General features: G+C 45.0%; 18 protein-coding genes. 16 read left to right on the forward strand and 2 right to left on the reverse strand.

All coding sequences use genetic code 11. The features are described from left to right. Positions 1 to 179 precede the first annotated feature (179 nt). From malQ to msrB, 5 genes are read left to right on the forward strand one after another with little or no spacing between them, the layout of a single operon-like run. Positions 180 to 2,381, forward strand: a complete 2,202-nt coding sequence (malQ, locus tag CSH93_RS00570) for a 4-alpha-glucanotransferase (RefSeq protein WP_100642292.1) — start codon at positions 180 to 182, stop codon at positions 2,379 to 2,381. Between the two features lie 13 nt (positions 2,382 to 2,394). After that, positions 2,395 to 4,578 carry a 1,4-alpha-glucan branching protein GlgB gene (gene glgB / locus CSH93_RS00575; protein WP_100640833.1) on the forward strand — a complete coding sequence of 728 codons (2,184 nt, stop codon included), beginning with the start codon at positions 2,395 to 2,397 and terminating at the stop codon, positions 4,576 to 4,578. Between the two features lie 18 nt (positions 4,579 to 4,596). Then, positions 4,597 to 6,642 (forward strand): glycogen debranching protein GlgX, encoded by a 2,046-nt coding sequence (glgX, locus tag CSH93_RS00580; protein ID WP_100640835.1) that lies wholly within the window; start codon positions 4,597 to 4,599, stop codon positions 6,640 to 6,642. A gap of 47 nt (positions 6,643 to 6,689) precedes the next feature. After that, on the forward strand, positions 6,690 to 8,240 hold the full coding sequence (gene gndA, locus CSH93_RS00585; protein WP_100640837.1) for an NADP-dependent phosphogluconate dehydrogenase: 1,551 nt from the start codon (positions 6,690 to 6,692) through the stop codon (positions 8,238 to 8,240). A gap of 22 nt (positions 8,241 to 8,262) precedes the next feature. Further along, positions 8,263 to 8,646, forward strand: a complete 384-nt coding sequence (msrB, locus tag CSH93_RS00590; RefSeq protein ID WP_100640839.1) for a peptide-methionine (R)-S-oxide reductase MsrB — start codon at positions 8,263 to 8,265, stop codon at positions 8,644 to 8,646. A 229-nt stretch (positions 8,647 to 8,875) separates the two neighbouring features. On the opposite strand, the gene CSH93_RS00595 is transcribed toward msrB, so the two are convergent. Then, positions 8,876 to 9,688, reverse strand: coding sequence for a DUF2989 domain-containing protein (locus CSH93_RS00595; RefSeq protein ID WP_100640842.1), 813 nt, complete (start codon positions 9,686 to 9,688; stop codon positions 8,876 to 8,878). Between the two features lie 209 nt (positions 9,689 to 9,897). On the opposite strand from CSH93_RS00595, the gene CSH93_RS00605 reads away from it, so the two are divergent. The 8 genes from CSH93_RS00605 to CSH93_RS00640 all read left to right on the forward strand — a co-directional run bounded on the left by CSH93_RS00605 (position 9,898) and on the right by CSH93_RS00640 (position 18,728). Then, complete coding sequence (locus CSH93_RS00605) at positions 9,898 to 11,355, forward strand: glyceraldehyde-3-phosphate dehydrogenase (RefSeq protein WP_100640846.1); 1,458 nt, start codon at positions 9,898 to 9,900, stop codon at positions 11,353 to 11,355. Positions 11,356 to 11,496: 141 nt separating this feature from the next. Continuing rightward, positions 11,497 to 12,012, forward strand: coding sequence for a thioredoxin fold domain-containing protein (locus tag CSH93_RS00610; RefSeq protein WP_100640848.1), 516 nt, complete (start codon positions 11,497 to 11,499; stop codon positions 12,010 to 12,012). Between the two features lie 82 nt (positions 12,013 to 12,094). Then, positions 12,095 to 13,222 (forward strand): M14 family metallopeptidase, encoded by a 1,128-nt coding sequence (locus CSH93_RS00615; protein ID WP_100640850.1) that lies wholly within the window; start codon positions 12,095 to 12,097, stop codon positions 13,220 to 13,222. A 51-nt stretch (positions 13,223 to 13,273) separates the two neighbouring features. Further along, positions 13,274 to 14,935: an alanine/glycine:cation symporter family protein gene (locus CSH93_RS00620; RefSeq protein WP_100640852.1), complete on the forward strand. Its 1,662-nt coding sequence runs from the start codon at positions 13,274 to 13,276 to the stop codon at positions 14,933 to 14,935. A gap of 147 nt (positions 14,936 to 15,082) precedes the next feature. After that, positions 15,083 to 15,409, forward strand: a complete 327-nt coding sequence (locus CSH93_RS00625) for a zinc ribbon domain-containing protein (protein ID WP_100640854.1) — start codon at positions 15,083 to 15,085, stop codon at positions 15,407 to 15,409. 9 nt (positions 15,410 to 15,418) lie between these two features. Beyond that, the gene (locus CSH93_RS00630) at positions 15,419 to 15,706 is read left to right on the forward strand and encodes a YeaC family protein (protein WP_100640856.1); all 288 of its coding nucleotides are present in this window, start codon (positions 15,419 to 15,421) and stop codon (positions 15,704 to 15,706) included. After that, on the forward strand, positions 15,696 to 18,503 hold the full coding sequence (locus CSH93_RS00635; protein ID WP_100640858.1) for a DUF349 domain-containing protein: 2,808 nt from the start codon (positions 15,696 to 15,698) through the stop codon (positions 18,501 to 18,503). The genes CSH93_RS00630 and CSH93_RS00635 overlap by 11 nt, the downstream gene beginning before the upstream one ends. A 6-nt stretch (positions 18,504 to 18,509) precedes the next feature. Next, the gene (locus tag CSH93_RS00640) at positions 18,510 to 18,728 is read left to right on the forward strand and encodes a hypothetical protein (protein ID WP_100640860.1); all 219 of its coding nucleotides are present in this window, start codon (positions 18,510 to 18,512) and stop codon (positions 18,726 to 18,728) included. A gap of 33 nt (positions 18,729 to 18,761) precedes the next feature. Here CSH93_RS00640 and ansA read toward each other — a convergent pair whose 3' ends face one another. Then, on the reverse strand, positions 18,762 to 19,766 hold the full coding sequence (gene ansA / locus CSH93_RS00645; RefSeq protein WP_100642293.1) for an asparaginase: 1,005 nt from the start codon (positions 19,764 to 19,766) through the stop codon (positions 18,762 to 18,764). Positions 19,767 to 19,896: 130 nt separating this feature from the next. On the opposite strand from ansA, the gene CSH93_RS00650 reads away from it, so the two are divergent. The 3 genes from CSH93_RS00650 (at position 19,897) to CSH93_RS00660 (ending at position 22,784) form a co-directional block, all read left to right on the forward strand. Next, a complete protein-coding gene (locus CSH93_RS00650) occupies positions 19,897 to 20,691 on the forward strand; it encodes an SAM-dependent methyltransferase (RefSeq protein ID WP_100640862.1) in 795 nt (264 codons plus the stop codon). Between the two features lie 89 nt (positions 20,692 to 20,780). After that, complete coding sequence (locus tag CSH93_RS00655; protein ID WP_124748918.1) at positions 20,781 to 21,023, forward strand: hypothetical protein; 243 nt, start codon at positions 20,781 to 20,783, stop codon at positions 21,021 to 21,023. 30 nt (positions 21,024 to 21,053) lie between these two features. Next, the gene (locus CSH93_RS00660; RefSeq protein WP_100640866.1) at positions 21,054 to 22,784 is read left to right on the forward strand and encodes a GGDEF domain-containing protein; all 1,731 of its coding nucleotides are present in this window, start codon (positions 21,054 to 21,056) and stop codon (positions 22,782 to 22,784) included. Positions 22,785 to 22,806 lie beyond the last annotated feature (22 nt).

The raw sequence follows: 22,806 nt of genomic DNA on the forward strand, positions 1-22,806 counted from the left end.
TATGGATCAAAAAACCAAATTTCGCAAAGATTAAGCGATAAAATGATGTAAAATTACATTTATAAGTAATGCATAAATCTCTGCAATCGTATTCAAATGCGATGCAGGCGTTGTTAAATCATAATATTAACAATTTATTTACCTGGCTTCATAAACCAGCTTTCATAACGGATATATATATGGCATCAAAAGCGCTTGATTCTTTGGTCGAAATGCGAGGCATAGAAACGAAGTATATCGATGCGTGGGGAAACCCGGCACAGGTTGAGGCGTCCACGAAAACCAAACTGCTAGAAGCGATGGGGTATGACACTCAATCGGATGCAGTAATAGAAGAACAAATTCAACACAAGATTGAAGCGGCTTGGTTAAAGCCGCTTGAGCCTGTGCAGGTGGTGCGTACGAATGAACATGTAGTTATTACGGTAAAACTACCCATCGAGTTAGTGAATGATGAGCACACGTTTGTCATTACGCTGGAAGACGGGCAGCAGACCTCGCACACATTTACACCGGTGGATTGTAATCTGATTGGTGCTGCTGACGTCAACGATATTGAATTTCAAGCGTATGCAGTGGATTTAGCTAATGATCTGCCGCTAGGCTATCACCAAGTAGAATTAGTCGCGGATGGAAACGATGTATTAGCTGATATGCGATTGATTATAGCGCCAGAGCGATGTTATACGCCGGATTCGGTCGCGAAAGGAAAGAAAATTTGGGGCTTGAGTGTCCAGCTCTATTGTTTACGCAGTGAAAGTAACTGGGGAATAGGGGATTTTAGTGATTTAAGCTTCTTGGTTGAAAAGGCTGCGCATCAAGGCGCTGATTTCATCGGGCTAAATCCAATTCATGCGCTGTATCCTTCAAACCCCGATGCGTGCAGTCCATATGGTCCTTCATCCAGACGCTGGTTGAACTACTTATATATAGACGTTGCGCAAATTGACGGTTTTAATGACGAATCAGTGCAATCGTTGATTAACAATTCTGGCTTCCAGCAACAACTGCAGCACGTACGCCAAGTCGACTACATTGATTATGATGCCGTTGCAAAATTAAAATTGGCGGCGTTGTCGCGTGTATTTGATGTGTTTAACGCCATGCATCTAACCAAGAACTCGCGTGTAAACAAAGCATTTAAAGCCTTTGTTGAAAGTGGTGGTGAAAGTCTTGATGTTTTGGCGACATTCGACGCAATGCAAGAACATCTGAAAAGCGAAGGGAAAGAAAGTTGGGGCTGGCCAGTTTTCCCCAGTAAATATGAAGATTTCTCCAGCAAAGATGTGGCAAAGTTCCAAAAGCAACATGCACAGCGGATCAAGTTTTATAAGTTCCTACAATGGCAAGCATTCTTGCAGTTTGAGCAAGCTAGCGAAAAAGCCAAGGAACTCGGCATGACCATTGGTTTGTATCGAGACCTGGCCGTCGGCGTGAGTGAAGGAAGCGCTGAAATTTGGGGCAATAAATCGCTCTATTGCACAGAAGCCAGTGTTGGTGCACCGCCCGATATTTTGGGCCCATTGGGTCAAAACTGGGGGTTGCCGCCTATGGACCCTGAGCAATTATACGCTCAACGATATCAACCGATTATCGATTTATTTGCTGCCAATATGCATGCCTCAGGTGCTTTGCGTATAGATCACGCGATGGCGTTGTTACGTTTGTGGTGGATACGTAAAGGAGATGGTGCGAAATCCGGAGGGTATGTTTACTACCCGGTGGATGATTTGCTTGGCATATTGGCACTAGAGAGCCAGCGTCATCAGAGCTTAGTGATTGGCGAAGACCTAGGTACTGTGCCTGACGAGATCCGCGAGAAACTGGCGGATAATGGCATATACTCCTATCGGGTGTTTTTCTTTGAACAGGCAGAAGACGGTGGTTTCTTCTCACCCAGTCACTATCCTGTTCAATCTATGTCGACGCTAACGACGCATGATATGCCAACACTAATCGGCTATTGGCATTGCTTTGACTTAGAGTTAGGTAAAGAACTTGGCCTATATAGAGATGAAGCGGTGCTGCACTCGTTATACGATGATCGCCATGCGAATAAACAGTCTATCCTCGATTCATTACACGGCCATTTGTCTGTTGGCGAGGATGTTGGTCGTAATGTAGAGCATACTCCGATGACAGAGGCATTGAATTTCGGTATGCAAGTGCATATGGCTGGCGGTTCTAGTGCATTGCTGAGCTTGCAGCTTGAAGATTGGCTTCAAATGGACAAACCTGTCAATATTCCGGGTACATTTGATGAGTATCCGAATTGGAAACGAAAGTTATCACGTTCACTATCATCAATATTTGATGATCCGAAAATAAGTGAGTTAGCATCACGTATTGATACTGCGAGAAAACATGCAGGCAACAATTAAATAAGGATTTCTAATGCAGCACATTCAAGAATTAACTCATGCGACTTGTGCCAAACCCTTTGAAATATTAGGTATGCAAACAAGTGGCAAGGAGGTGACGCTGAATGCTTGGCTGCCCGGTGCTAAGAAGGTGAGTGTAATCGATTGGCAAACGCGTCAATCGGTTGCAGATCTTAAAGCTCAAGATAATTCTCACTTTTATTCTGCTACATTGAAATCTGCCAAGCTGCCGGCGCTCTACGGTTTCGATATTACGACCGATGACACTTCATATCAGATACTGGATCCGTATTTATTTCAGCAAGAAGCGTATCATGCGGTGCATTATATCGACCATGCCCCTGAAAATTTGTATCAACAAGCGGGAGCGCAGTTATGCTCACTTGAGGTACCTGATTTCGGCTTGGTCAATGGCGTAAGGTTTGCGGTTTACGCACCGAACGCGTCAGCGGTATCGTTGATTGGTGAGTTTAACCTTTGGGATGGCAGCTGCCACCCGATGCAAAAAACAGACTTGGGCTTTTGGGTGCTGTTTGTACCCGGGTTGCAAAGCGGTACGCAGTATAAATATCAAATTAAGGATTCAGCTGGAAATGAGTTGCCGCATAAGGCAGACCCATTAGGTTTTAGCGCCGAACAATACCCATCGCATGCTTCACGGGTTTATGATCATACAGTGTATGAATGGCATGATTCTGAGTGGATGAATCGCGAGCATAAAGATCCTTATTCACTGCCCATGAGTGTCTACGAATGCCACTTAGGTTCATGGAAGCGGCCTAGCGAAGGATCTGGCGAGCGATATCTGACCTATCGTGAGCTTGCCGCAGAGTTGATACCATACTTGGTCGACATGCATTACACCCACGTAGAACTTTTGCCTATATCCGAGTACCCCTTTGATGGTTCATGGGGCTATCAACCGGTGGGTTTATTCGCACCAACCAGTCGTTTTGGCCATCCTGATGACTTTAAGTATTTTGTTGATCAATGCCATCAAAACGGTATCGGCGTGATCATTGATTGGGTGCCTGCCCACTTCCCGGAAGATGGACATGGATTAGCGCGTTTTGATGGTAGTTGTGTTTACGAATATGAAGATCCACGCAAAGGCTGGCATCCCGACTGGAATTCGTGCATATATGATTTCGGTAAACAAACGGTGCGTCAATTTTTGGTGTCTAACGCATTGTATTGGTTAGATAAGTTTCATATTGATGGATTGCGTGTCGATGCTGTGGCGTCAATGCTTTATCTCGATTATTCACGCAATGATGGTGAGTGGATCCCCAATGTGGACGGCGGCAATCACAATTATGAAGCGATTAGTCTATTGCAGTGGATGAACCAAGAGGTTTACAGCAAGTTTCCACACGCTATGACGATAGCGGAAGAGTCAACATCCTTCGCCAAAGTGTCTCGACCAGTGTTTGATGGCGGTCTTGGTTTTGGATTTAAGTGGAATATGGGCTGGATGCATGACTCATTACATTTCATCAGCAAAGACCCTGCATATCGTCGCTATCATCACGGCGAAATTACGTTTTCGATGGTGTACGCCTTTGATGAGAACTTTGTGCTGCCCTTATCTCACGATGAAGTGGTGCACGGTAAGGGCTCTATGCTACGCAAAATGCCCGGCGATGAATGGCAGCAAGCCGCTAACTTACGCAGCTTCGCAGCATTCATGTTTGCTCATCCGGGTAAAAAGTTAAATTTCATGGGCAACGAACTGGGCCAAGCGAACGAATGGAACCATGACGCTCAATTACAGTGGGACTTGTTGGCATTTGATAAACACAAAGGCATACAAGCTCTCTATCGCACTTTAAATAAGCTGCATTGTGACTACCCTGCACTGCATCAGTTAGATTTTGACCCTTCAGGCTTTGCATGGATTGATCACGACAATGCTGACCAAAGTATTTTGTCTTTTGTACGCATGAGTAAAAACGGCAAACAAAAGGTTTATGCCGTAAGTAATTTTACACCTATTCCTCGTGATAACTTTAGGCTAGGCGTGCAAGACAAAGGGCAATATAAGTTGATTCTGAACACTGATGCTCAGATGTATTGGGGAAGTCACTACGCAATGCAAGATGTTGTGACCTCTGAACCGCATGGATGGCACCATCAACCGCATTCTATTTGTTTTAATTTACCGCCATTAGCTACATTATATATCGTCTTTGAATAACGCTGGGTAACTGCGCATATGGTAAGAATCGAGCTTGGCACTCCAGACCCTCTAGGGTCTAGCCTTGTCGACGAAGGTGTTAATTTCGCCGTATATGCGCCAGACGCGAAACTGGTTTATGTGTGCTTATTTGATCCAGATTCTGAAGCCCCAACAGCGGAATATCCGATGTTGGGTAAAACGGGTCATGTTTGGCATGTATGCGTAGAAGGGCTGAAAGCCGGACAGTTTTATGGCTACCGTGTTGATGATGGCGTTCCCGCTAATAAAAGTATCGATAAGCTGCTTATTGACCCCTACGCAAAGCAGATAAGCCGCGCGTGTCATTGGGATAAAAAACGCTACAAAGGCGACAGTCATCAAATGGTGCCCAAGTCAGTTGTCATGCCTGCCGATAGGCCTGCTAAGCCACATAAGCTTCTTGATAAAGAATCGCCACGCATTATATACGAAGCTCACGTAAAAGGACTCACACAACTACACCCTGATGTACCAACTGAACTTCGCGGCACTTATCTAGGGGCGAGTCATCCGTCTGTGATTGAGCATTTACGTTTGCTGGGTATTACAACGGTTCAGTTTCTGCCTTGCGCTAGCTTTATGCCAGAGCCGTACATCACGCAATTAGGACTGACTAATTACTGGGGTTACAACCCAGTTAATTTCTTCGCTGTTGAACCACGCTATGCCCTCAAAGACCCGCTATCTGAATGTCAGCAAATGATACGTGCTTACCATGATGCCGGGATTGAGGTCATCATGGATGTTGTCTTTAACCATACTGCAGAGGGTGGGGAAGGCGGTCCAGTATTGAGCTTCAAAGGGCTGCAGGGCTCTCAAGCATATTTATATCAGCATATGGAAGATGGAAGTCGCAGCTTTATCAATAATTCGGGCTGTGGCAACAGTATTAATACGGCTCAGCCACAAATGCTGCGCCTTATAATGGATGCTCTGCGATTTTGGGTTCAGGTCATTGGTGTCGATGGCTTCCGTTTCGACTTGGCTGCGAGCCTAGGCCGAGACCCGTTAGTGTTCTCTCCTTGCGCCGCTATTTTCCGAGCGATTGAGCAGGACCCAGTATTGCGTGACGTGTTACTGATTGCAGAGCCCTGGGATATTGGGTTAGGTGGTTATCAAGTCGGTGGATTTCCCAACGGCTGGCGTGAATGTAATGACAAGTTTCGAGATACAGTACGAGCATTCTGGCGAGGGGATAGAGGACTCACCAGTGATTTCGCTACTCGCTTAATGGGATCTCGCGATATCTTTCATAAAGGCTTCAAGCCGGTATGTACCTCAGTCAATATGGTGACCTATCATGATGGCTTCACTTTGCATGATGTCGTGACGTATGCAGAAAAACATAACCAAGCCAATTTGGAAGAAAATCGAGACGGGCATTCACATAATTTGTCGGCCAATTATGGGCATGAAGGGGAAACCGATAACCCTAAAATTAATTCGTTAAGAGAGCGTCAAAAGCGCAACCTGTTTACTACATTATTACTGTCACAAGGTACGCCGCATATTTTAGGTGGTGATGAACTGAGTCGCTCGCAACAAGGCAACAATAATGCGTATTGTCAGGATAATTCAATAAATTGGTTTAATTGGCAGCTAGATGCTAATCAAGCATGCTTTCTTAAATTTTGCCGCGAAGTAATAGCATTGCGTAACAGCAGTCAATTGCTTAAAGGCTTGCAATTAGAGGACGACGGATATTACTGCAACCGTAACCCTGCCACCGTTCATTGGTATAAAACTGATGGTACAAACAAAGCACCGCATGACTGGCATGAGAGCGAAAATCAGGCATTTGCAGTGGAAATACGGGGTTTATCTTGTGATAAAGAGCATATTCGCCCAGAACACTGGCTGATATGCGTGAATGCCAGTGACGATGATGTGCGTTTTGCGTTGCCATTTTTTGCCCCGAAAGCTGGCTGGACATTGCGTTTGGATACGCGTTATGCCGACATTTCACAAACCCCTAAAGTGTGTGTTAATCAATTGTTTTTACAAGCAGGTAAATCAATTGCAATTTTCACCTACTCCTATTAACCGAGCTTTGGTATTATGCCGCCCCATTATGCGATGGGGAAAACATGATGAATCAACCGAACCAAACCATAGCTGACGATAATTTGTGTGATATCGGATTTATCGGGCTAGGCGTAATGGGCAAAAACCTTACCTTAAACCTGGCGGATAACGGATATCGTATCGCTTGCTTTGATCTTGACCAGTCAAAAGTTGATGGCATCATCGCGCAAGATACGCTGGAGCGTGGCGATAAGGCGCCTCGTGTCGTCGCGTGTCGTTCTTACACTGAGCTACTCAGTAAATTAAAAGCGCCTCATTTAATCATTCTGTCGGTACCTGCGGGCGAGCCGGTTGATCACGTTTGTCACCATCTTATCGATTCAGGCATCGCGCCAGATGACATTGTGGTTGATACAGGCAACAGTTTATGGACTGATTCGGTCGAGCGTGAAAAACAGTACAAAGGCAAGTTCATATTCTTCTCAACCGCTGTATCTGGCGGAGAAGTAGGTGCTCGATTTGGACCATCCTTAATGCCGTCAGGCGACCCTTATGCCTGGACGCGCCTTGAACCCGTGTTTAAATCTATTGCTGCAAAGGTTGACCCTAAAACGGGTAAGCCTCTTGAGTCCAATATACCCGGTCAACCCGTAACAGAAGGTGAGCCGTGTGCGACTTATATTGGCCCGGTTGGTGCTGGTCATTACGTCAAAATGGTCCACAACGGGATTGAATATGCCGACATGCAATTGATTTGCGAGGCTTACCACATTATGCGTTTGGCTTTAGGTATGACCCCAAGTCAAATCGCTGATGTGTTCCGTGAATGGAATGAGGGCGAATTGAACAGTTATCTTATTGAGATCAGTGCTGAAGTACTGGATCAAATGGACGAAGAAACTGACACGCCATTGGTTGATGTTATTCTTGACCGAGCAGGCCAAAAGGGAACAGGCCTTTGGACCGCCGTGAGCGCGCTAGAAGTCGGAAGTCCGGCTCAAACTATTGCGCAAGCCGTGTTTGCCAGAAGCTTATCCAGCTTGAAAAAAGAACGCGTTGCTGCCAGTAAATGTTTGGCGGGACCTGCGTTACCTGAATACAGTGAAGCGCAAAAAGCTGAGATTATTGCAGCATTAAAACATGCGCTCTATTGCAGCAAGATCTGTGCATATGCACAAGGTTTCCAGCTCATGGACATCGCTGCCAAAGAGCACGGCTGGAAGTTGGATTTTGCCGAAATCGCCAAGATCTGGCGTGCCGGTTGTATAATTAGAGCAGTTTTCTTGCAGTCCATCACGCAAGCATACGAGCAGGATGAAAAACTGGCAAACTTGCTGGTCGACCCATTCTTTACGCAACAAATCGTGACCTACCAGCAAGATTGGCGTAGTGCGATAAGTCATGCAGTATTGTCAGGCGTCCCGTGTCCTGCCATGACGTCTGCGTTGAGCTATTACGATTCCTATCGTATGGCTGTGCTGCCGGCGAACTTGTTGCAAGGACAGCGTGACTTCTTTGGCGCACATACGTTCCAACGCACAGATAAGCCGGAAGGCAAGCGCTACCATATAGAGTGGAATGATCCACAACGTCCACAAGTGATTATTAAAAAATAAATCGCAAGAAATGGGAGTTAGTATGAGAAAGACCGATGATGAATGGAAAGCACAACTAACTCCCGAACAATTTCGCGTGTGTCGTGAACGCGGTACTGAGCGTCCTTTTACGGGCGAATTGCTAAATCAATTTGCACCGGGAACCTATCACTGTACATGTTGCGGAGCGGAATTGTTTGAAGCGCAAGCTAAGTTTGAATCGGGGGGCGGCTGGCCGTCATTTTATGCTCAAACAGATGCGGGGAATGTTGGCTATCAAGAAGATCACAGCCATGGCATGCACCGCATAGAGATCGTGTGTCAGCAATGTGATGCGCATTTAGGTCATGTGTTTGATGATGGTCCAGCGCCGACCGGAAAGCGCTATTGCGTGAATTCTGTATCATTGCAATTCACTCCCAAGTAACGTTCTAGGTTAATCAGATCTGCAACAATGTTGCGTAATGATCGATGTAAGTGCGGCGAAAACGCCAGCATTGAGCTCTCTGTGGCTTTCAAACGTTGAAGATTTTGTTGCTTGGTGGCTCAAACAGCCTTTCCAAATGATAGATTTGGGCAAGCAACGGGCAAATAAATGCACTAAATAACCAAAATATGTCAATTTTTTGATACGCCAAACTGAAATTTACTTTCAGTTAGGCGTTAAATGTAAATTCCCTAGATTCAATATTGCTATGGATGCTATCTGCACGCTGTTGCAGGTAATCGAAGTCTAATCCAGCGTCTGATGCCATACTTTGCAGGGTTGCAAAGTCAACTTCATTCTCTTCATACTCCGCTGCAATTAACGCCCATACAATTGCCATTTCCACTTCATCTCTCGATTTGTGTAATGTGTAAAGCGATATAAAAATATCGGGGTCGATTTCCTCGTCTTCTTGGTACAGGCTTAACGCCGTGTAAAGTGCGTTGATGGCTTTACCTGTGTCACGCTTTGCATGATAACTGGCTAACCCAACTTGCAAAGGAGCCGTATTGAGTTGACCATTTTTCTCATAGCGCAAAAAGCGTGAAAGTGCGTCGTCATGGCCATGGCGAGACCATTGGTAAAAGCTTAAGTATGGATCATCGGTGTTGCGTGTTTCTCTAGCTAAGCGTTTAAGTTCATTTTGTGCGGTTAGCAAACCCTTCATACGACCACTTTCTTTCTCTCTCAATTCTTTATGCCTGATTTGAGCAGCCTTTGCGATGCATTGCTGGTAGTCTTCAAAGAACAAAATCATTTGATATTGCTCTTTGTTGCTGGGCGGGTTAGATAATGAATATCGGTGTTTAATGATGTCGGCTTTTTCTGCACGGCACCACGCATCAGGATTTAGGTCATTGCAAATTGACGGATCTTCTTTGCACATTTGCGCGACGGTTTTCGCGGTAAATTCCGTACAGCCAGACAACCACAATAAACATGAAAGTGTAACAAGTGACGGAAAATAACGTAAAAAATTCAAATTACCCTCGGCTATTTAACTAAAACTGAAATTTTTCAACAATTTGGCGTTCTTCAAATGCTTCATTACAATACCGCCCGATTTTAGTGAGGGCGTCACGGCGATTTATCACAACATCAGTGTAGCGTATTTGGTGAACAAAAATGAATCGATACTGCGGATGTATGCGTGGCGTTAAGTATAGCGAATGATTACTATCTAGGTGGGGCATGAATCAGCAATTCGAACAAGAGTTACAATCCAGTTGGCAAGAGCGCCAAGAATATGCAGAAATGATGTTGCCGTTGATTGGCAAGTTGTACCGCAATCACGCAGTTGAAATTTCAATTTACGGTCGCCCTCTGTTAAACGCTAGCGCAATCGATGTGATTAAAGCACACCGTACTGTTCGTTTGCACGAAGGTGTCAAATTACGTTTGCGTGAAAGCTGGCCGATTTTGGAAGCTTTGAGCAACATGACGCTTGCCCCAGCGCAAATTGATATCGGTAAGTTGGCGTTCGATTTCCATTACGGTAGCGCTGTAGATAATAATGACCTAGACGGTTACCTACGAGCTGCGCTTGCTGACGTGATTGACCGCACCGATGACCAAGAGCCACAAGATGTTGTGTTGTATGGTTTCGGTCGTATTGGTCGTTTGCTTGCACGCTTAATGATTGAGCGTCAGGGTACAAGCAACAAACTGCGCTTACGTGCAATTGTTGTGCGTGGTGGTCGTGAAGGCGATTTAGAAAAGCGAGCGAGTTTATTGCGTCGCGATTCAGTTCATGGGCCTTTCAACGGTAGTATCACTATCGATAATGAACGCAAAGCTATCAAAGCGAACGGTTCATATATTCAGGTTATTTACGCCAACAGCCCAGACGAAGTCGATTACACTCAATACGGTATTAATAATGCGATCATCATTGATAATACTGGTATTTGGCGTGACCGCGATGGCTTAGGCTTACACCTAAAAGCTAAAGGTGCATCTAAAGCAATCCTAACGGCACCAGGTAAAGGTGACATCAAAAATATCGTACACGGCGTAAACCATGGCGATATTGACACAAGTGATACTATTTTGAGTGCCGCAAGCTGTACAACAAATGCGATTACGCCAGTATTGAAAGCGATTGATGAAGAGTACGGTATTACCAGCGGACACGTTGAAACGGTTCACTCGTATACAAACGACCAAAACTTGATTGATAACTATCACAAAGCCGAACGTCGTGGTCGCAGTGCTCCATTAAATATGGTAATCACTGAAACGGGTGCTGCTAAAGCGGTAGCTAAAGCCTATCCAAAACTAGCCGGTAAGCTAACGGGTAATGCGATTCGAGTGCCGACACCTAATGTATCTATGGCGATCCTTAATCTAAACCTTGAAAAGGCGACAGATAAAGTTTCTATCAACGAATACTTGCGTGATGCGGCGTTGTTCTCAGATCTGCAACATCAAATTGATTACACTGCATCGACAGAAATCGTATCAACCGACTTAGTGGGCGCACGTGCGGCAGCTGTGGTTGATAGTCAGGCAACAATTGTCGCTGACAACCGCGTGACATTGTACGTTTGGTACGATAACGAGTTTGGTTATAGCTGTCAGGTTATGCGCGTTGTGCGTGACATGGCAGGGCTAGACTTCCCATCGGTGCCAGCTAATACACGAAACTAAGTTTAGTTTTCTGGTAGATACAAACGCCCGCTAAATCAGCGGGCGTTTTCGTATATACTGCCTCCGGCTTTTACGAATGACTGAAATACAAACGCAATCGTGCGGGTCAGTTCTTTTACGCAGTTTCTATAAGGGCAACATATGACGTTAGCGGGACAAAAATGGACTATTTGGGTACGGGATATTCTCATCGGGGGAGCGATCGTAATAGCCGTTTTGTTGTGGCAACAGCGGGATATGTTGACATCCAATACCAGTGTTGGGGTGAATAATCGCCACTACGCTACAACACATGGCACTAGCGAGCCGTTATTAGCAGATGGTAAACCGACATTGGTTTATTTTTTCGCGCCTTGGTGTCAGGTTTGTCATCTGAGTATTGGCAATCTCGAGTACATCGACAATGAGAATATTAGGATTGTCCGTGTTGCACTGGACTACGCGTCCGAAGACGATGTGTTAGCATTTGCACAACAACACAATATTCAAGCCCCCATCTTATACGGCAACGAGCAGCTCAAAAGCCAATTTAAAGTTGATGCATACCCGACTTATTATATGGTGAATGCATCGCATGAAATTGTGTCGGGCACGCGAGGCTATAGCACTGCAGTAGGCCTTAAAGTGCGAGAATATTTAACGCAATACAAAGGCTAAATTGGTAGAGTTATCGAATTGCTATTGAGTGATCATAGGCAAGACGTTTACACTAACGTTTTTATCGAATAACGGACTCTACATGCACATTTCCGCTAACTTCGACAGTGGCAATATCAATGTCATCAGTGCTGAAGCGCCAGATAATATTCAACTTAGTATTCGCAAAGACAATCAATCTGACTTTTATCAATGGTTCCATTTTCGCCTACAAACAACGGCTTACCAAGAACACAAAATTACGATTAATGACCTTAAAGCGTCAGCTTATCCTGATGGCTGGGATGGTTACGATGTTGTGGCAAGCTACGACCGAGATGAATGGTTTCGTGTTGAATCAACATTTGATGGTGAAAGCTTAACGGTAGAGTTTACACCTGAGCATTCATGTATCTATTTCGCGTACTTTGCACCCTATAGCTATGAGCGCCATTTGGACTTGATCAGTCATGCGCAAACCTCACTCGATTGTGAGCATAAATTATTGGGTGAAACATTAGATGGTCGCGATATGTCATTGCTGGTGATCGGTGAACCAGCGGAAGGAAAAAAACGTGTATGGATAACAGCACGTCAACATCCCGGAGAGACAATGGCTGAATGGTGTGCTGAAGGCCTCATCACGCGATTGTTAGATGAACAAGACGGACTTGCACGTGCGCTACTGCAGGATGCGGTGTTTTATATCGTACCGAACATGAACCCTGACGGTGCCGCAAGGGGGCATTTACGCACCAATGCTGTTGGCGCGAACTTAAACCGAGAATGGGCCACGCCAACGCTAGAACGTAGTCCTGAAGTGTATTATGTTCTAGAAGAAATGAAGGCGACTGGCGTTGACATGTACTTGGATCTGCATGGTGATGAAGCGCTGCCATATAACTTTGTTGCGGGCAGTGAAGGGGTACCCAGTTTTGATGCACGTATGAAGCATTTAGAAGATACCTTCCGCAATACGTTATTGAACGTAACACCGGAATTTCAGGTTGAACACGGTTATCCAAAAGATGAAGCGGGGAAAGCCGATTTAACCATTGCATCAAATGCGGTTGCAGAACGCTTCAATTGCATGGGATTAACCTTTGAAATGCCGTTTAAAGATAATGCGAATGTACCCGATCCTGCATACGGTTGGTCTCCGCAGCGCTGCATGCAATTAGGCGAAGATATATTGGTAGCAGTGCGTGCAGTTGTGCACGAACTGGGTTAATCTTGGGCAGTTTACACTCACACGACAACAATAAGAACAAAGGGGAATACCTTGGAAGGTTTGTATAATTTTCTCGTCGATTTAGATGGATTACTGGGGGGCGCATTTTGGTTTCCGTATGTACTCCTTGGTGTTGGTTTATTTTTCACCATTTATTTGAAGTTTCCGCAAATTCGCTATTTCAAACATGCTTGTAAAGTTATATCGGGCAAGTACGACAAAGATAATGATCCAGGCGATACCAGTCACTTTAGAGCGCTAACGACTGCGTTGTCAGGTACCGTCGGTACGGGGAATATCTCTGGTGTGGCATTTGCTATCTTCCTCGGCGGCCCTGCTGCGCTATTTTGGATGTGGGCAACGGCATTCTTGGGTATGACCACGAAGTTTGTCGAAGTTACCCTGTCACATAAATACAGAGTTAAAACTGAAGACGGTACGATGGCAGGTGGTCCAATGTATTACATGGATCGCCGTTTGAACATGAAATGGTTAGCTGTTGCTTTTGCTATCGCGACGGTGATCAGTTCGTTTGGTACGGGTAACTTACCGCAGAGTAATGGTATTGCGACCAGTATCGAGTCTACCTTTGGTATCGATGCTTACATAGTCGGTTGGACGTTAGGTATTTTGTTGGCGCTTGTTATTTTGGGCGGTATTCAACGTATCGCAGCCGTTACAGCGCGTATTGTGCCGTTAATGGCGGTTATCTACATGATTGGTGCATTTGCGGTTATTTTCGCCAATGTTGAAAACATCGGCCCAGCGTTTATGGCAGTGATTGGTGACGCCTTTACCGGTTCAGCCGCTGCTGGTGGTTTCTTAGGGGCTACGCTTGCTTACGCATTTAACCGTGGTGTTAACCGTGGCTTGTTTTCTAACGAAGCCGGTCAGGGTTCAGCACCCATTGCACACGCCGCAGCGCGTACTAAAGAGCCAGTATCAGAAGGTATGGTGTCAATCCTAGAGCCATTTATCGATACCATTATTATTTGTACGATCACCGGTCTTGTAATCCTTTCATCAGGCGTATGGAAAGAGAAGCATCAAAATATCTTTGATCGTTCTGATATGTTGTTTGTGAGCGGTCAATATGCAGAATCTGATGCAGCAAGCGTTGATCAGTTATACCGCTATTTAAATGGTGTTGATGGTCACACGGTTGAGGCCTACAACGGTCAGGTTTCTGTCGTGAATGGTGTTGCAGTATCAGGCGGGTACACGCTTATCAATTCTCGTTCTGTTGCCGAAGATGTGGTGTATCGTGTTAACAATGAAGACTTGTTCTCCGGCATGTTGGAAATAGTAGACGGCAAGCCAGTGCGCGAAAACTTGCAAGTATCAGGTAAGTCATTGGTTCACTCTGCACCGTTAACCGCCATTGCCTTTACGCGTGGATTCTTTGGTGACTTTGGTCAGTATATTGTATCCATAGGCTTACTTCTGTTTGCATTCTCAACGGCTATCGCGTGGTCATATTACGGTGACCGGGCAATGACTTATTTATTAGGTCCACGCTCCGTCATGCCGTACCGTGTAATTTACTGTGCAGGTTTTGTTTGGGCATCGTTCTCAGACACGACCCTAGTGTGGGCACTTTCAGCCGTCGCTATTGTGGTTATGACGTTACCTAACTTATTCGGCATAATGTTGTTGCGTAAGGAAATGAAAGAGTCAGTTAACGATTACTGGCAACGTAATCAAGACAAGTAACCTTAAGTGAAGAAACAGAGGCATCAGTGTATACTGATGCCTCTTTTTTATTGGCTTATCACTTCATCTCGCAAAACCATTTGCGTCATTAAGCCGTAATTACCGTGCACGTTGTGATGTCTGCACGAGATTGAATAGGAGTCGACAATGGCATTAATAGACTGCCCATCATGTAATAAGAAAATTTCCGATAAAGCGAAAAGCTGTTCACATTGTAACTTTGCGATAGGCAACGCGAGTGAAGAAGATATCGCGAGAAAACAGCAAATGCAGCGCTTCAATAAGCGTCAAAGTCTGCAAAACCAGTCAATGCTCGCTATGTTGATGTTCGTTTCAGGGTTTGGTTTATGGTATTGGGGCGGAGTAGAACCAACAGATTTACAACAGAACATCGCGGTAGGTTGCTCCGTACTGGGTTTCATTTGGTACCTTATCAATCGTGCACGTTTGGTGCTATTGAAACGTTTCTCATAGAGCAAATAAATGCAGCTAGAACAACTCATCACCTCGTTGACGCCGGAATTGTATGAACGCATTAAGTTATTAGTCGAAACCGGCAAGTGGTTTGACGGTACGGCGTTGTCATCTGAACAAAGAGATACGCTGTTGCAAGCCGTAATGGTGTACCAGTCAAAAGTTGAGCAATCAGGGGAACACATGACCATCGGTGCCGATGGTGAGATTGTGCAAAAGTCCCGTCAAGAGCTTAAAAATGAAATGAAAATGGCCCAAGAGTCATTAATTGCAAGGTTTAAAAAGCATGATATTTAGCCGTTTGTTTGCTCCGAAACATACTCATGCCGATCCAGAGGTTCGAATACAGGCAATCGCGACACTGGATCCTGTGCAATCAGAGGATAAGTCTCGGTTGCATGAGCTCGCTTTTAATGACGCTGATGCAGATGTTAGTTTGGCGGCACTCGCTCGTCTGGGCTCGTTTGATTTGTGGCTGAAAATGTCCCAAATTGCGCGTGATCCTAAGGTTAAAAAAGCGGCACAAAAAGAAGTCATTACTACGCTATGTGATGAACAGTTAACCACATTAAGTGCGGCGCAACGCAAAGCAAACGCTTTAGAGATAAAGGATGTTACAGTCTTAAAAGCGGTGCTGGAGAATACCACATTGTTTGCGTCAGATGCGCAATCGCTAAATGCAATATTACGTCATATTCATGAGCCTGACTTTACGCGGAAAGTTATCGTCAATATCGAAGACACAGGCGTTCAGCAAAACCTCATCGAGTCAATCAACGAAACGGGTCAGTTGAATAAGCTGCGCAAGTCGATTAAAAACACTGAAACGCTTGAGTATATTGATAAGCGCCTTGATGAGCTTCATCAAAGGGCCCAGCGCCCAATTATCCTGCAACAACAATTAACCTTGTCTTTATCAAAATTACTCGCATTAGCAGACAATGGCGACTATTTATCATGGCAGGACAAACGTGCGGCGCTTACACAGGAAATTAATGCTTCCCTTGAAGAGCTCGCCACCTTAGCATCAGAACAAGCGGCGGTGTTGCGCGAGAAACGAGACACTATCCAATCTAGATTAGACGCTATTTATGTCAGTATCGCGGAAAAAATTGCCAGCGTTTCTGAGCAGGCAAGGCAGCAAGCACTTGTAGATCAGTGGAAAGAAACACGCAAAGCCCTTTTGCAAACGGCCAAAGGCATGCTCGAAGACGGATTGGCTAGCAAGCAGAGTCTTGATACCACAGCTGTGCGCGCCGACATCGAGCAACACATGGTGACGATGGATGACTATGCATGGGTCGATGGCGCACAAAAAGGCGACTTGTTAAGCGCGCTTCGAAAAACTGCCGCAGAACTAGCAAAGTTACCTGAGCATATTGCTGTAATTACCAATATTGAAGAGAAGCTGGCAATCTTAAAACAAGAGAACAATGCTGAGCCGCCAGCCGTAATGTCAGATGAAGCCGTACGCACTTTTAACGGATTAAATGACGATATTAAAAAGGTGCTTAAAACAGCAAGTGGATCGCTTAAAGCCCCTGTTATTACCGAATGGTATGCCATCCGAAAGGCGTGGCAACAAGCGCTAACTGATTATGACAATCAACTGCAAGCACAGCGTACGTTTTGCAAAAATAAAATACGCACGGGACTTGCGTTAATTAAACAAGGTAAGTTTAAAGCGGCCATTTCGATCTATGCCAAAGTTCAACATGCGTTCGCAGAACTTAGTGAAAGCGCACGTAAGCCGCTTATTCGCCAGTATGAACAATTCAGTGATGAAGTGGCACAACTTAAAGATTGGCAAAGTTACGTAGCAACCCCACGCAGACCTGAACTCGTTAAGCAAATGATAGCGCTCGCTGATAACATCACTGATGATATAGAGGCGCGCCGCAAAGCGATCTCTACGTTACGAGCAGATTGGCAGTCACTTGGGCCGATTGATAGTAATAGTGAGCTAGCCGTGGCTTTTGATGAAGCGGCTGAAAAAGCCTATGCGCCTTGCAAAGCATTTTTTGCCAAGCAAGCGGAATTAAGAGAAGGCAACAAGCAAAAAGCGATCACGTTACTCGCTGCGCTGGAAACACTCAGTACATGTGAGCAAAATGATGAATTTATTTCGCGGTATATGCAGTTACGAAAAGATTGGTTTGCATTAGGGGAGATAGGCCGTAAGGACTGGCAATCACTCAAGCAACGGTTTAATGAGCTTTGTCAGCCACTGCAGCAACGAGCCAATGATATTCAAAAAGAACACGCGCAACAAAAACTAGCGTTGATCGAACAAGCTAAACAGATTGCAGAGACATTACCGTGTAATACCGCGGCATCTCTTAAAGCATTACAAGAAGCATGGAAATCGGTCGGCTATGCTGGGCAAGGAAAAGATCATCGATTGTGGCAGCAGTTTAAAAGCGTGAATGATGAAGGTTACGCCAAGCTAAAAGCATTGAAAGTCGAGCATGCACAAAAGTCCAATGAAGTGCTGGATGAAATGAATGCGGCCATAAATGCGATAAACGTAGATGTGGACGTTGCAGACGCTACAAAGCCGTGGTTATCTCAGGTGGAGCAGGCGCTAGAGACGGTGCGACAAACACTAATAGCGGCAAAAGATGATAGTGAAACACGCTTGCAGCTTAAGCATGTGCGTCAAATCGAGGCAAGTTTAAGCCATCTGCATAAAACGGCAAAAGCTAAGAATGCAGAGCATTATGCCAAGCAACAAGCTGATGTGACGAATAGCGCTTTCGAGTATTTGCAGAGTATTGTGGGTACCGATACAACGTTGGACAATAATCCGAACATACCGTTTAAAGTATTGGCACCGAATACTGATGAGGACATTAGTCGTCATGCGTTAACGCTGCAAATGGAAATCATTGCACAACTAGATTCGCCGGCTCAAGACATTGCGTTACGTGAGCAACAACAGCTTCAACTGATGACGCGTAAGTTGCAAGAAGGCGAAAGTGTGTCGATGGATGACCTCTGGTCTGCTTGGTTGTCGCTAGGCCCAATCAGTCAAACTGAGGCAGCTCTATTGGAAAGAGCGAAATTGGCCTATACGCAAGCGAAGCAAGGGTAGGCGAGTATGGTTACCCAAATTATTGAGTTTGTGTTTGATGCCGAGCCCGTTGCATACCGTTTTTTGAATACCGTAAAGAACTGGCACCAAGATGGGTTAAAGGCTGAATATGGTAGTGACTCTGCCTGCGTAAAGGTCAGTTATTTACCTGCGAACGCGGGGTTTGACGATACGCTATCTAGATTGGATCGATTAGCTGATGATATGGGAGGGCGGGCACTCTAGTGCGCCGCCTCATTGCTACTGATTGCTGTTTAATTAGCTCAACTCGCCACATAAATCTTGCTGCAGAAGCTCGCGAATGGTGTCGTAATCATACCCTTGCGAAAGCAAAAAGTGCAGCTTCGCTAAGGCTGCTTCAGGCGTCATATCTGAGCCCGAAACTACCCCTAATTCATTCAATACATGACCATTGGCGTAGCCACTCATGTCAACTTTGCCCCGCGCACATTGAGTACAATTAACCACCACAATTTGTTGCTCTCTGGCAAAGCGAAGTGGCGCTAAAATCGCGTCAGATTGTGGCGCATTACCGACACCATAACTCAAGAGAATCAGCGCTTTTACTGGTTGTTGCAGAATATTCTGGATCACATCCGCTGAAATCCCAGGGTATAGACTGATCAAGCCAATTGGTTGTGGGTAAATCGGTTTGACGCTCAATGACTTATTTTCAGCAACACAACGATGATGCTCGGTGACCTGAATTTTAATGCCAGCGTTGATCAAAATAGGGTAGTTGGGTGAGTCAAATGCATCGAAGCCATTGGCATCGACTTTTCGAGCTCTATTGCCGCGTAATAACTTGTTGTTGAAGAACAGCGTTACTTCAGGAATGGGATAGTTTGCCGCAATATACAAAGCGTTTAACAAATTTTCTTGACCGTCCGAACGTAGTTCTGCCAAGGGGATCTGTGAACCAGTCACAATGACCGGTTTTGACAAACCGTCAAACATAAAGCTCAGTGCTGATGCCGTGTAAGCCATTGTGTCTGTGCCATGGAGAATAATGAAGCCATCATAGTTATCATAATTGGCGGCGATATCATCTGCCATTTGTTGCCAGTCAGCGGGTGTCATATCGGATGAATCAATTAAGTTTTCATACTCGTGAATATGAAACTCAGGCATCTCCGGTCGATTAAACTCTGGCATACCCGCCAGCGTATCGGTTAAAAAGCCGGGAGCAGGCACGTAACCGCGTGGCGACGGGCGCATGCCAATGGTGCCGCCGGTATAGGCAATGTAGATTTTTTTACGCATGATTTTACTTATGCTGACGTTATCTAAGCGCACACTGTAATGAAAGCACACAGACGTGCAACCGTTTTCGAAATAAATCGTACAGGTACTATAAGATAAGCTATTCTTTTGTGCTTTAGTAAACCCGTCAATGAGTAACAATCAGTTGAAAAAAGGCTCGATAACCTGTGTCGGTACAGGCATGACCATCGGTGCTCACATGAGTATTCGTTGCAAAAACCACATTTCCCAAGCGGATGTGGTGTTCAGTAGTTGCCACCCAGTAATGCAGCAGCACATTGAGCGGCTTAATCCGAATACTCACTCTCTACAATATTTGTACTCGAGCGATAAACCGCGCAATCAAACGTATATTGATATGGTAGAGGTCATGATGGACGAGGTACGCCAAGGAAAGCGTGTCGTGGGCGCTTTTTATGGGCACCCAGGCGTATTTGCGCGCGCACCACACAATGTTATTCGTCAGGCTAGAGAAGAAGGTTACAGTGCTGTTATGGAGCCGGGAATTTCTGCCGAGGACTGTTTGTATGCTGATGTGGGTATCGACCCAGGGGATGTCGGCTGCCAGCATTATGAAGCAAGCCAGTTTATGTTTTATCAACACCGCTATGATGCGTCGGCTTACTTAGTGTTGTGGCAGATAGCATTAGCCGGTGAGTTATCTCTAACTACGAAAGTCAGTTCATCCCAACATGTAACTATCTTATGTGAATTGCTATATGAACACTATGCGCCATCACATCAGGTGATCTTATATGAATGCCCTACATTACCCACTGACGACGCTAGGATTGACTATATTTCGCTGGCTGATTTACCTACCGCAGATATGTCGCCCATTACAACGCTTATTGTACCGCCTGCTTATAAACCAATACAGAATGCGAAGGTTTTGCAAAAACTGAGGCTGTTAACAAGTAATTAATACTTTTATCACACGCGGTTTCAGGCATAATTTGTGCTCAATAAAAAGCTATCACTTAAACGCACGTAAACGAGAACATAGTAATGACAATGTTAGAAAAACAATACGCTACGGAAGCTTTAGAAATACTGATTGAATTAGGGGAAAATCCTGCATCTCAGGACATCATATTAACACCAGAACAGCAAGCGATCCTTGACGCTTATAAAGCGGATGCACAAAGTGCCGAGCTGTTAATGATTATCACGACGCCACCAGAGCCGGGCAAAGAAGAAGATGATGAAGATGACAAGGAAGATGACTCTGAAAAACCAGCGGATAGGGTTGCTTAACAGTTCCATTTCATTTTTTAAGTCGTAGTTGTGCTCAATTATAAATTTATAGCTACATTGTTGCTCGGCTTCAGTGTGCTATTTAACGTTGCTCGTGCCTCAGATTTCGAACGTTTAGTTGAGGCTGAGGCACTGCGCTTGTCTGATCAAAAACGAGCAGGTGAATTAATGTCTGAGATTAATCCAGACAATTTACCGTTGCTACAAAAGCAAACTTATCAATACTTAAAAGCCTATTTTCGCCTATACAGCGGCGAGTTCGAAGAGGCGCTTGCCGACAATCTGGGTTTATTGCAACAGGTGTCGAATCCTGCATTACGCCTTAAAATTAAATCTTCCATTTTAAACGCCTATATTGCGTTAAACCGTTGGCAAGATGGAATTTTGCTGTCAAATGATATGCTGGAAGAGTTTGCAGACATCACGGATCCCAACTTACTCGCCTATTTTACTTCGATAAGTACATTTTATTATTACCTTGGGGATTATGAGACGGCGCTACTTCACGTTGAAAGGCTATTGCCAGTCGGTGTTCCAGCAGACTCTCTTTGCATATTGCTACACCTGAAGATTGATTCAAATTACAAGTTATATGCGTCAGAGGGGGTTTCAGCGACTGAGTATGCCAATACCAACGATGTTTGCGAAAAAGCTAATAATCGCGTCATGCAGGCCATTGTTAATCGTGTTTGGGCACAAGTACTGCTCGATCGTGAAAAGCCTAAGGAGGCATTGAAGGTTCTCGATGATACTCAACAATTGCGTGAAGAAGCGAATTACGTTTTGGAAGACTTGTATACAAAAACGGTATACGCAGAAGCCTACCTTCAATTGTCTGACTTCAGCATGGCTGAACAGTATGCTCGCGACATGTTGGCTCATGAAGCGAGTCATAGTTACAGTATAGGTCGCATACGAGCATTGAACGTACTGTGGCAAGCGTTAAAACAGCAACAGGCGTTCGATGAGGCTTTATCGGTTTTCGAGCAATATGTTGAGTTAAAACAGAAGAAAACCGAAACCGACACAGTGAAGCTACGAATCATTCAGCAAGTAAATGCTGATATTGCTGCCAAAGAAGCCGATATTGAACGACTGGACCAACAAAATAGGTTGTTACGTACTGAGAAAGATTTAGCCACGGAGAGAATCGAAAACAGTATTCTGGCATTTATTCTTTTGAGTACACTGCTAACAATATTAATGTTTTGGTCCTATCGCGGTCGAAAATTGCAGAAGCGTTTTGAATATCTGGCAAAAACTGATGGCCTCACGGGGATCAATAATCGTTCTGAATTTATTGAACAGGGTACGCAAATGCTGCAAAAAGCGCATAAACGTTTCGCGCCTGTATCATTAATATTACTCGATTTAGATAAATTCAAACATGTTAACGACACCTATGGTCATAAAGCCGGAGATGACGCGTTACAGCTCACAGTGAAGAGCATAGAGGCGCTGTTGGATACATCCATGTTATTTGCGCGTATGGGCGGTGAAGAGTTCGCGATTTTGAAAGTGGGCTATGCGCAAGATCAAGCCGCTAAATTTGCGGAGCATTGTCGTGAAGCGCTAGAGCGAATAGATACCAAAGACACGGGGCATAATTTTAAAATAACGGCCAGCTTTGGCGTAACTGATAGCACTTTGGCGGGATATAAGCTGGATACATTGCTTGCGTCTGCAGACTTGGCGTTATATCAGTCGAAACACTTCGGACGTAATCAAGTTTTTAAATACAACGCCAGATTAGCGCAGTAGCTGACCACTGCGCCTTTTATTT

Source organism: Neoalteromonas facilis (assembly GCF_002807665.1).
Taxonomy (GTDB): domain Bacteria; phylum Pseudomonadota; class Gammaproteobacteria; order Enterobacterales; family Alteromonadaceae; genus Alteromonas_E; species Alteromonas_E facilis.

Bases quoted from the DNA above. Each gene is read 5' to 3' on its own strand.
- malQ (WP_100642292.1), top strand. From the start codon at position 180: ATGGCATCAAAAGCGCTTGATTCTTTGGTCGAAATGCGAGGCATAGAA.
- glgB (WP_100640833.1), top strand. From the start codon at position 2,395: ATGCAGCACATTCAAGAATTAACTCATGCGACTTGTGCCAAACCCTTT.
- glgX (WP_100640835.1), top strand. From the start codon at position 4,597: ATGGTAAGAATCGAGCTTGGCACTCCAGACCCTCTAGGGTCTAGCCTT.
- gndA (WP_100640837.1), top strand. From the start codon at position 6,690: ATGAATCAACCGAACCAAACCATAGCTGACGATAATTTGTGTGATATC.
- msrB (WP_100640839.1), top strand. From the start codon at position 8,263: ATGAGAAAGACCGATGATGAATGGAAAGCACAACTAACTCCCGAACAA.
- CSH93_RS00605 (WP_100640846.1), top strand. From the start codon at position 9,898: ATGAATCAGCAATTCGAACAAGAGTTACAATCCAGTTGGCAAGAGCGC.
- CSH93_RS00610 (WP_100640848.1), top strand. From the start codon at position 11,497: ATGACGTTAGCGGGACAAAAATGGACTATTTGGGTACGGGATATTCTC.
- CSH93_RS00615 (WP_100640850.1), top strand. From the start codon at position 12,095: ATGCACATTTCCGCTAACTTCGACAGTGGCAATATCAATGTCATCAGT.
- CSH93_RS00625 (WP_100640854.1), top strand. From the start codon at position 15,083: ATGGCATTAATAGACTGCCCATCATGTAATAAGAAAATTTCCGATAAA.
- CSH93_RS00630 (WP_100640856.1), top strand. From the start codon at position 15,419: ATGCAGCTAGAACAACTCATCACCTCGTTGACGCCGGAATTGTATGAA.
- CSH93_RS00635 (WP_100640858.1), top strand. From the start codon at position 15,696: ATGATATTTAGCCGTTTGTTTGCTCCGAAACATACTCATGCCGATCCA.
- CSH93_RS00640 (WP_100640860.1), top strand. From the start codon at position 18,510: ATGGTTACCCAAATTATTGAGTTTGTGTTTGATGCCGAGCCCGTTGCA.
- ansA (WP_100642293.1), bottom strand. From the start codon at position 19,766: ATGCGTAAAAAAATCTACATTGCCTATACCGGCGGCACCATTGGCATG.
- CSH93_RS00650 (WP_100640862.1), top strand. From the start codon at position 19,897: ATGAGTAACAATCAGTTGAAAAAAGGCTCGATAACCTGTGTCGGTACA.
- CSH93_RS00655 (WP_124748918.1), top strand. From the start codon at position 20,781: ATGTTAGAAAAACAATACGCTACGGAAGCTTTAGAAATACTGATTGAA.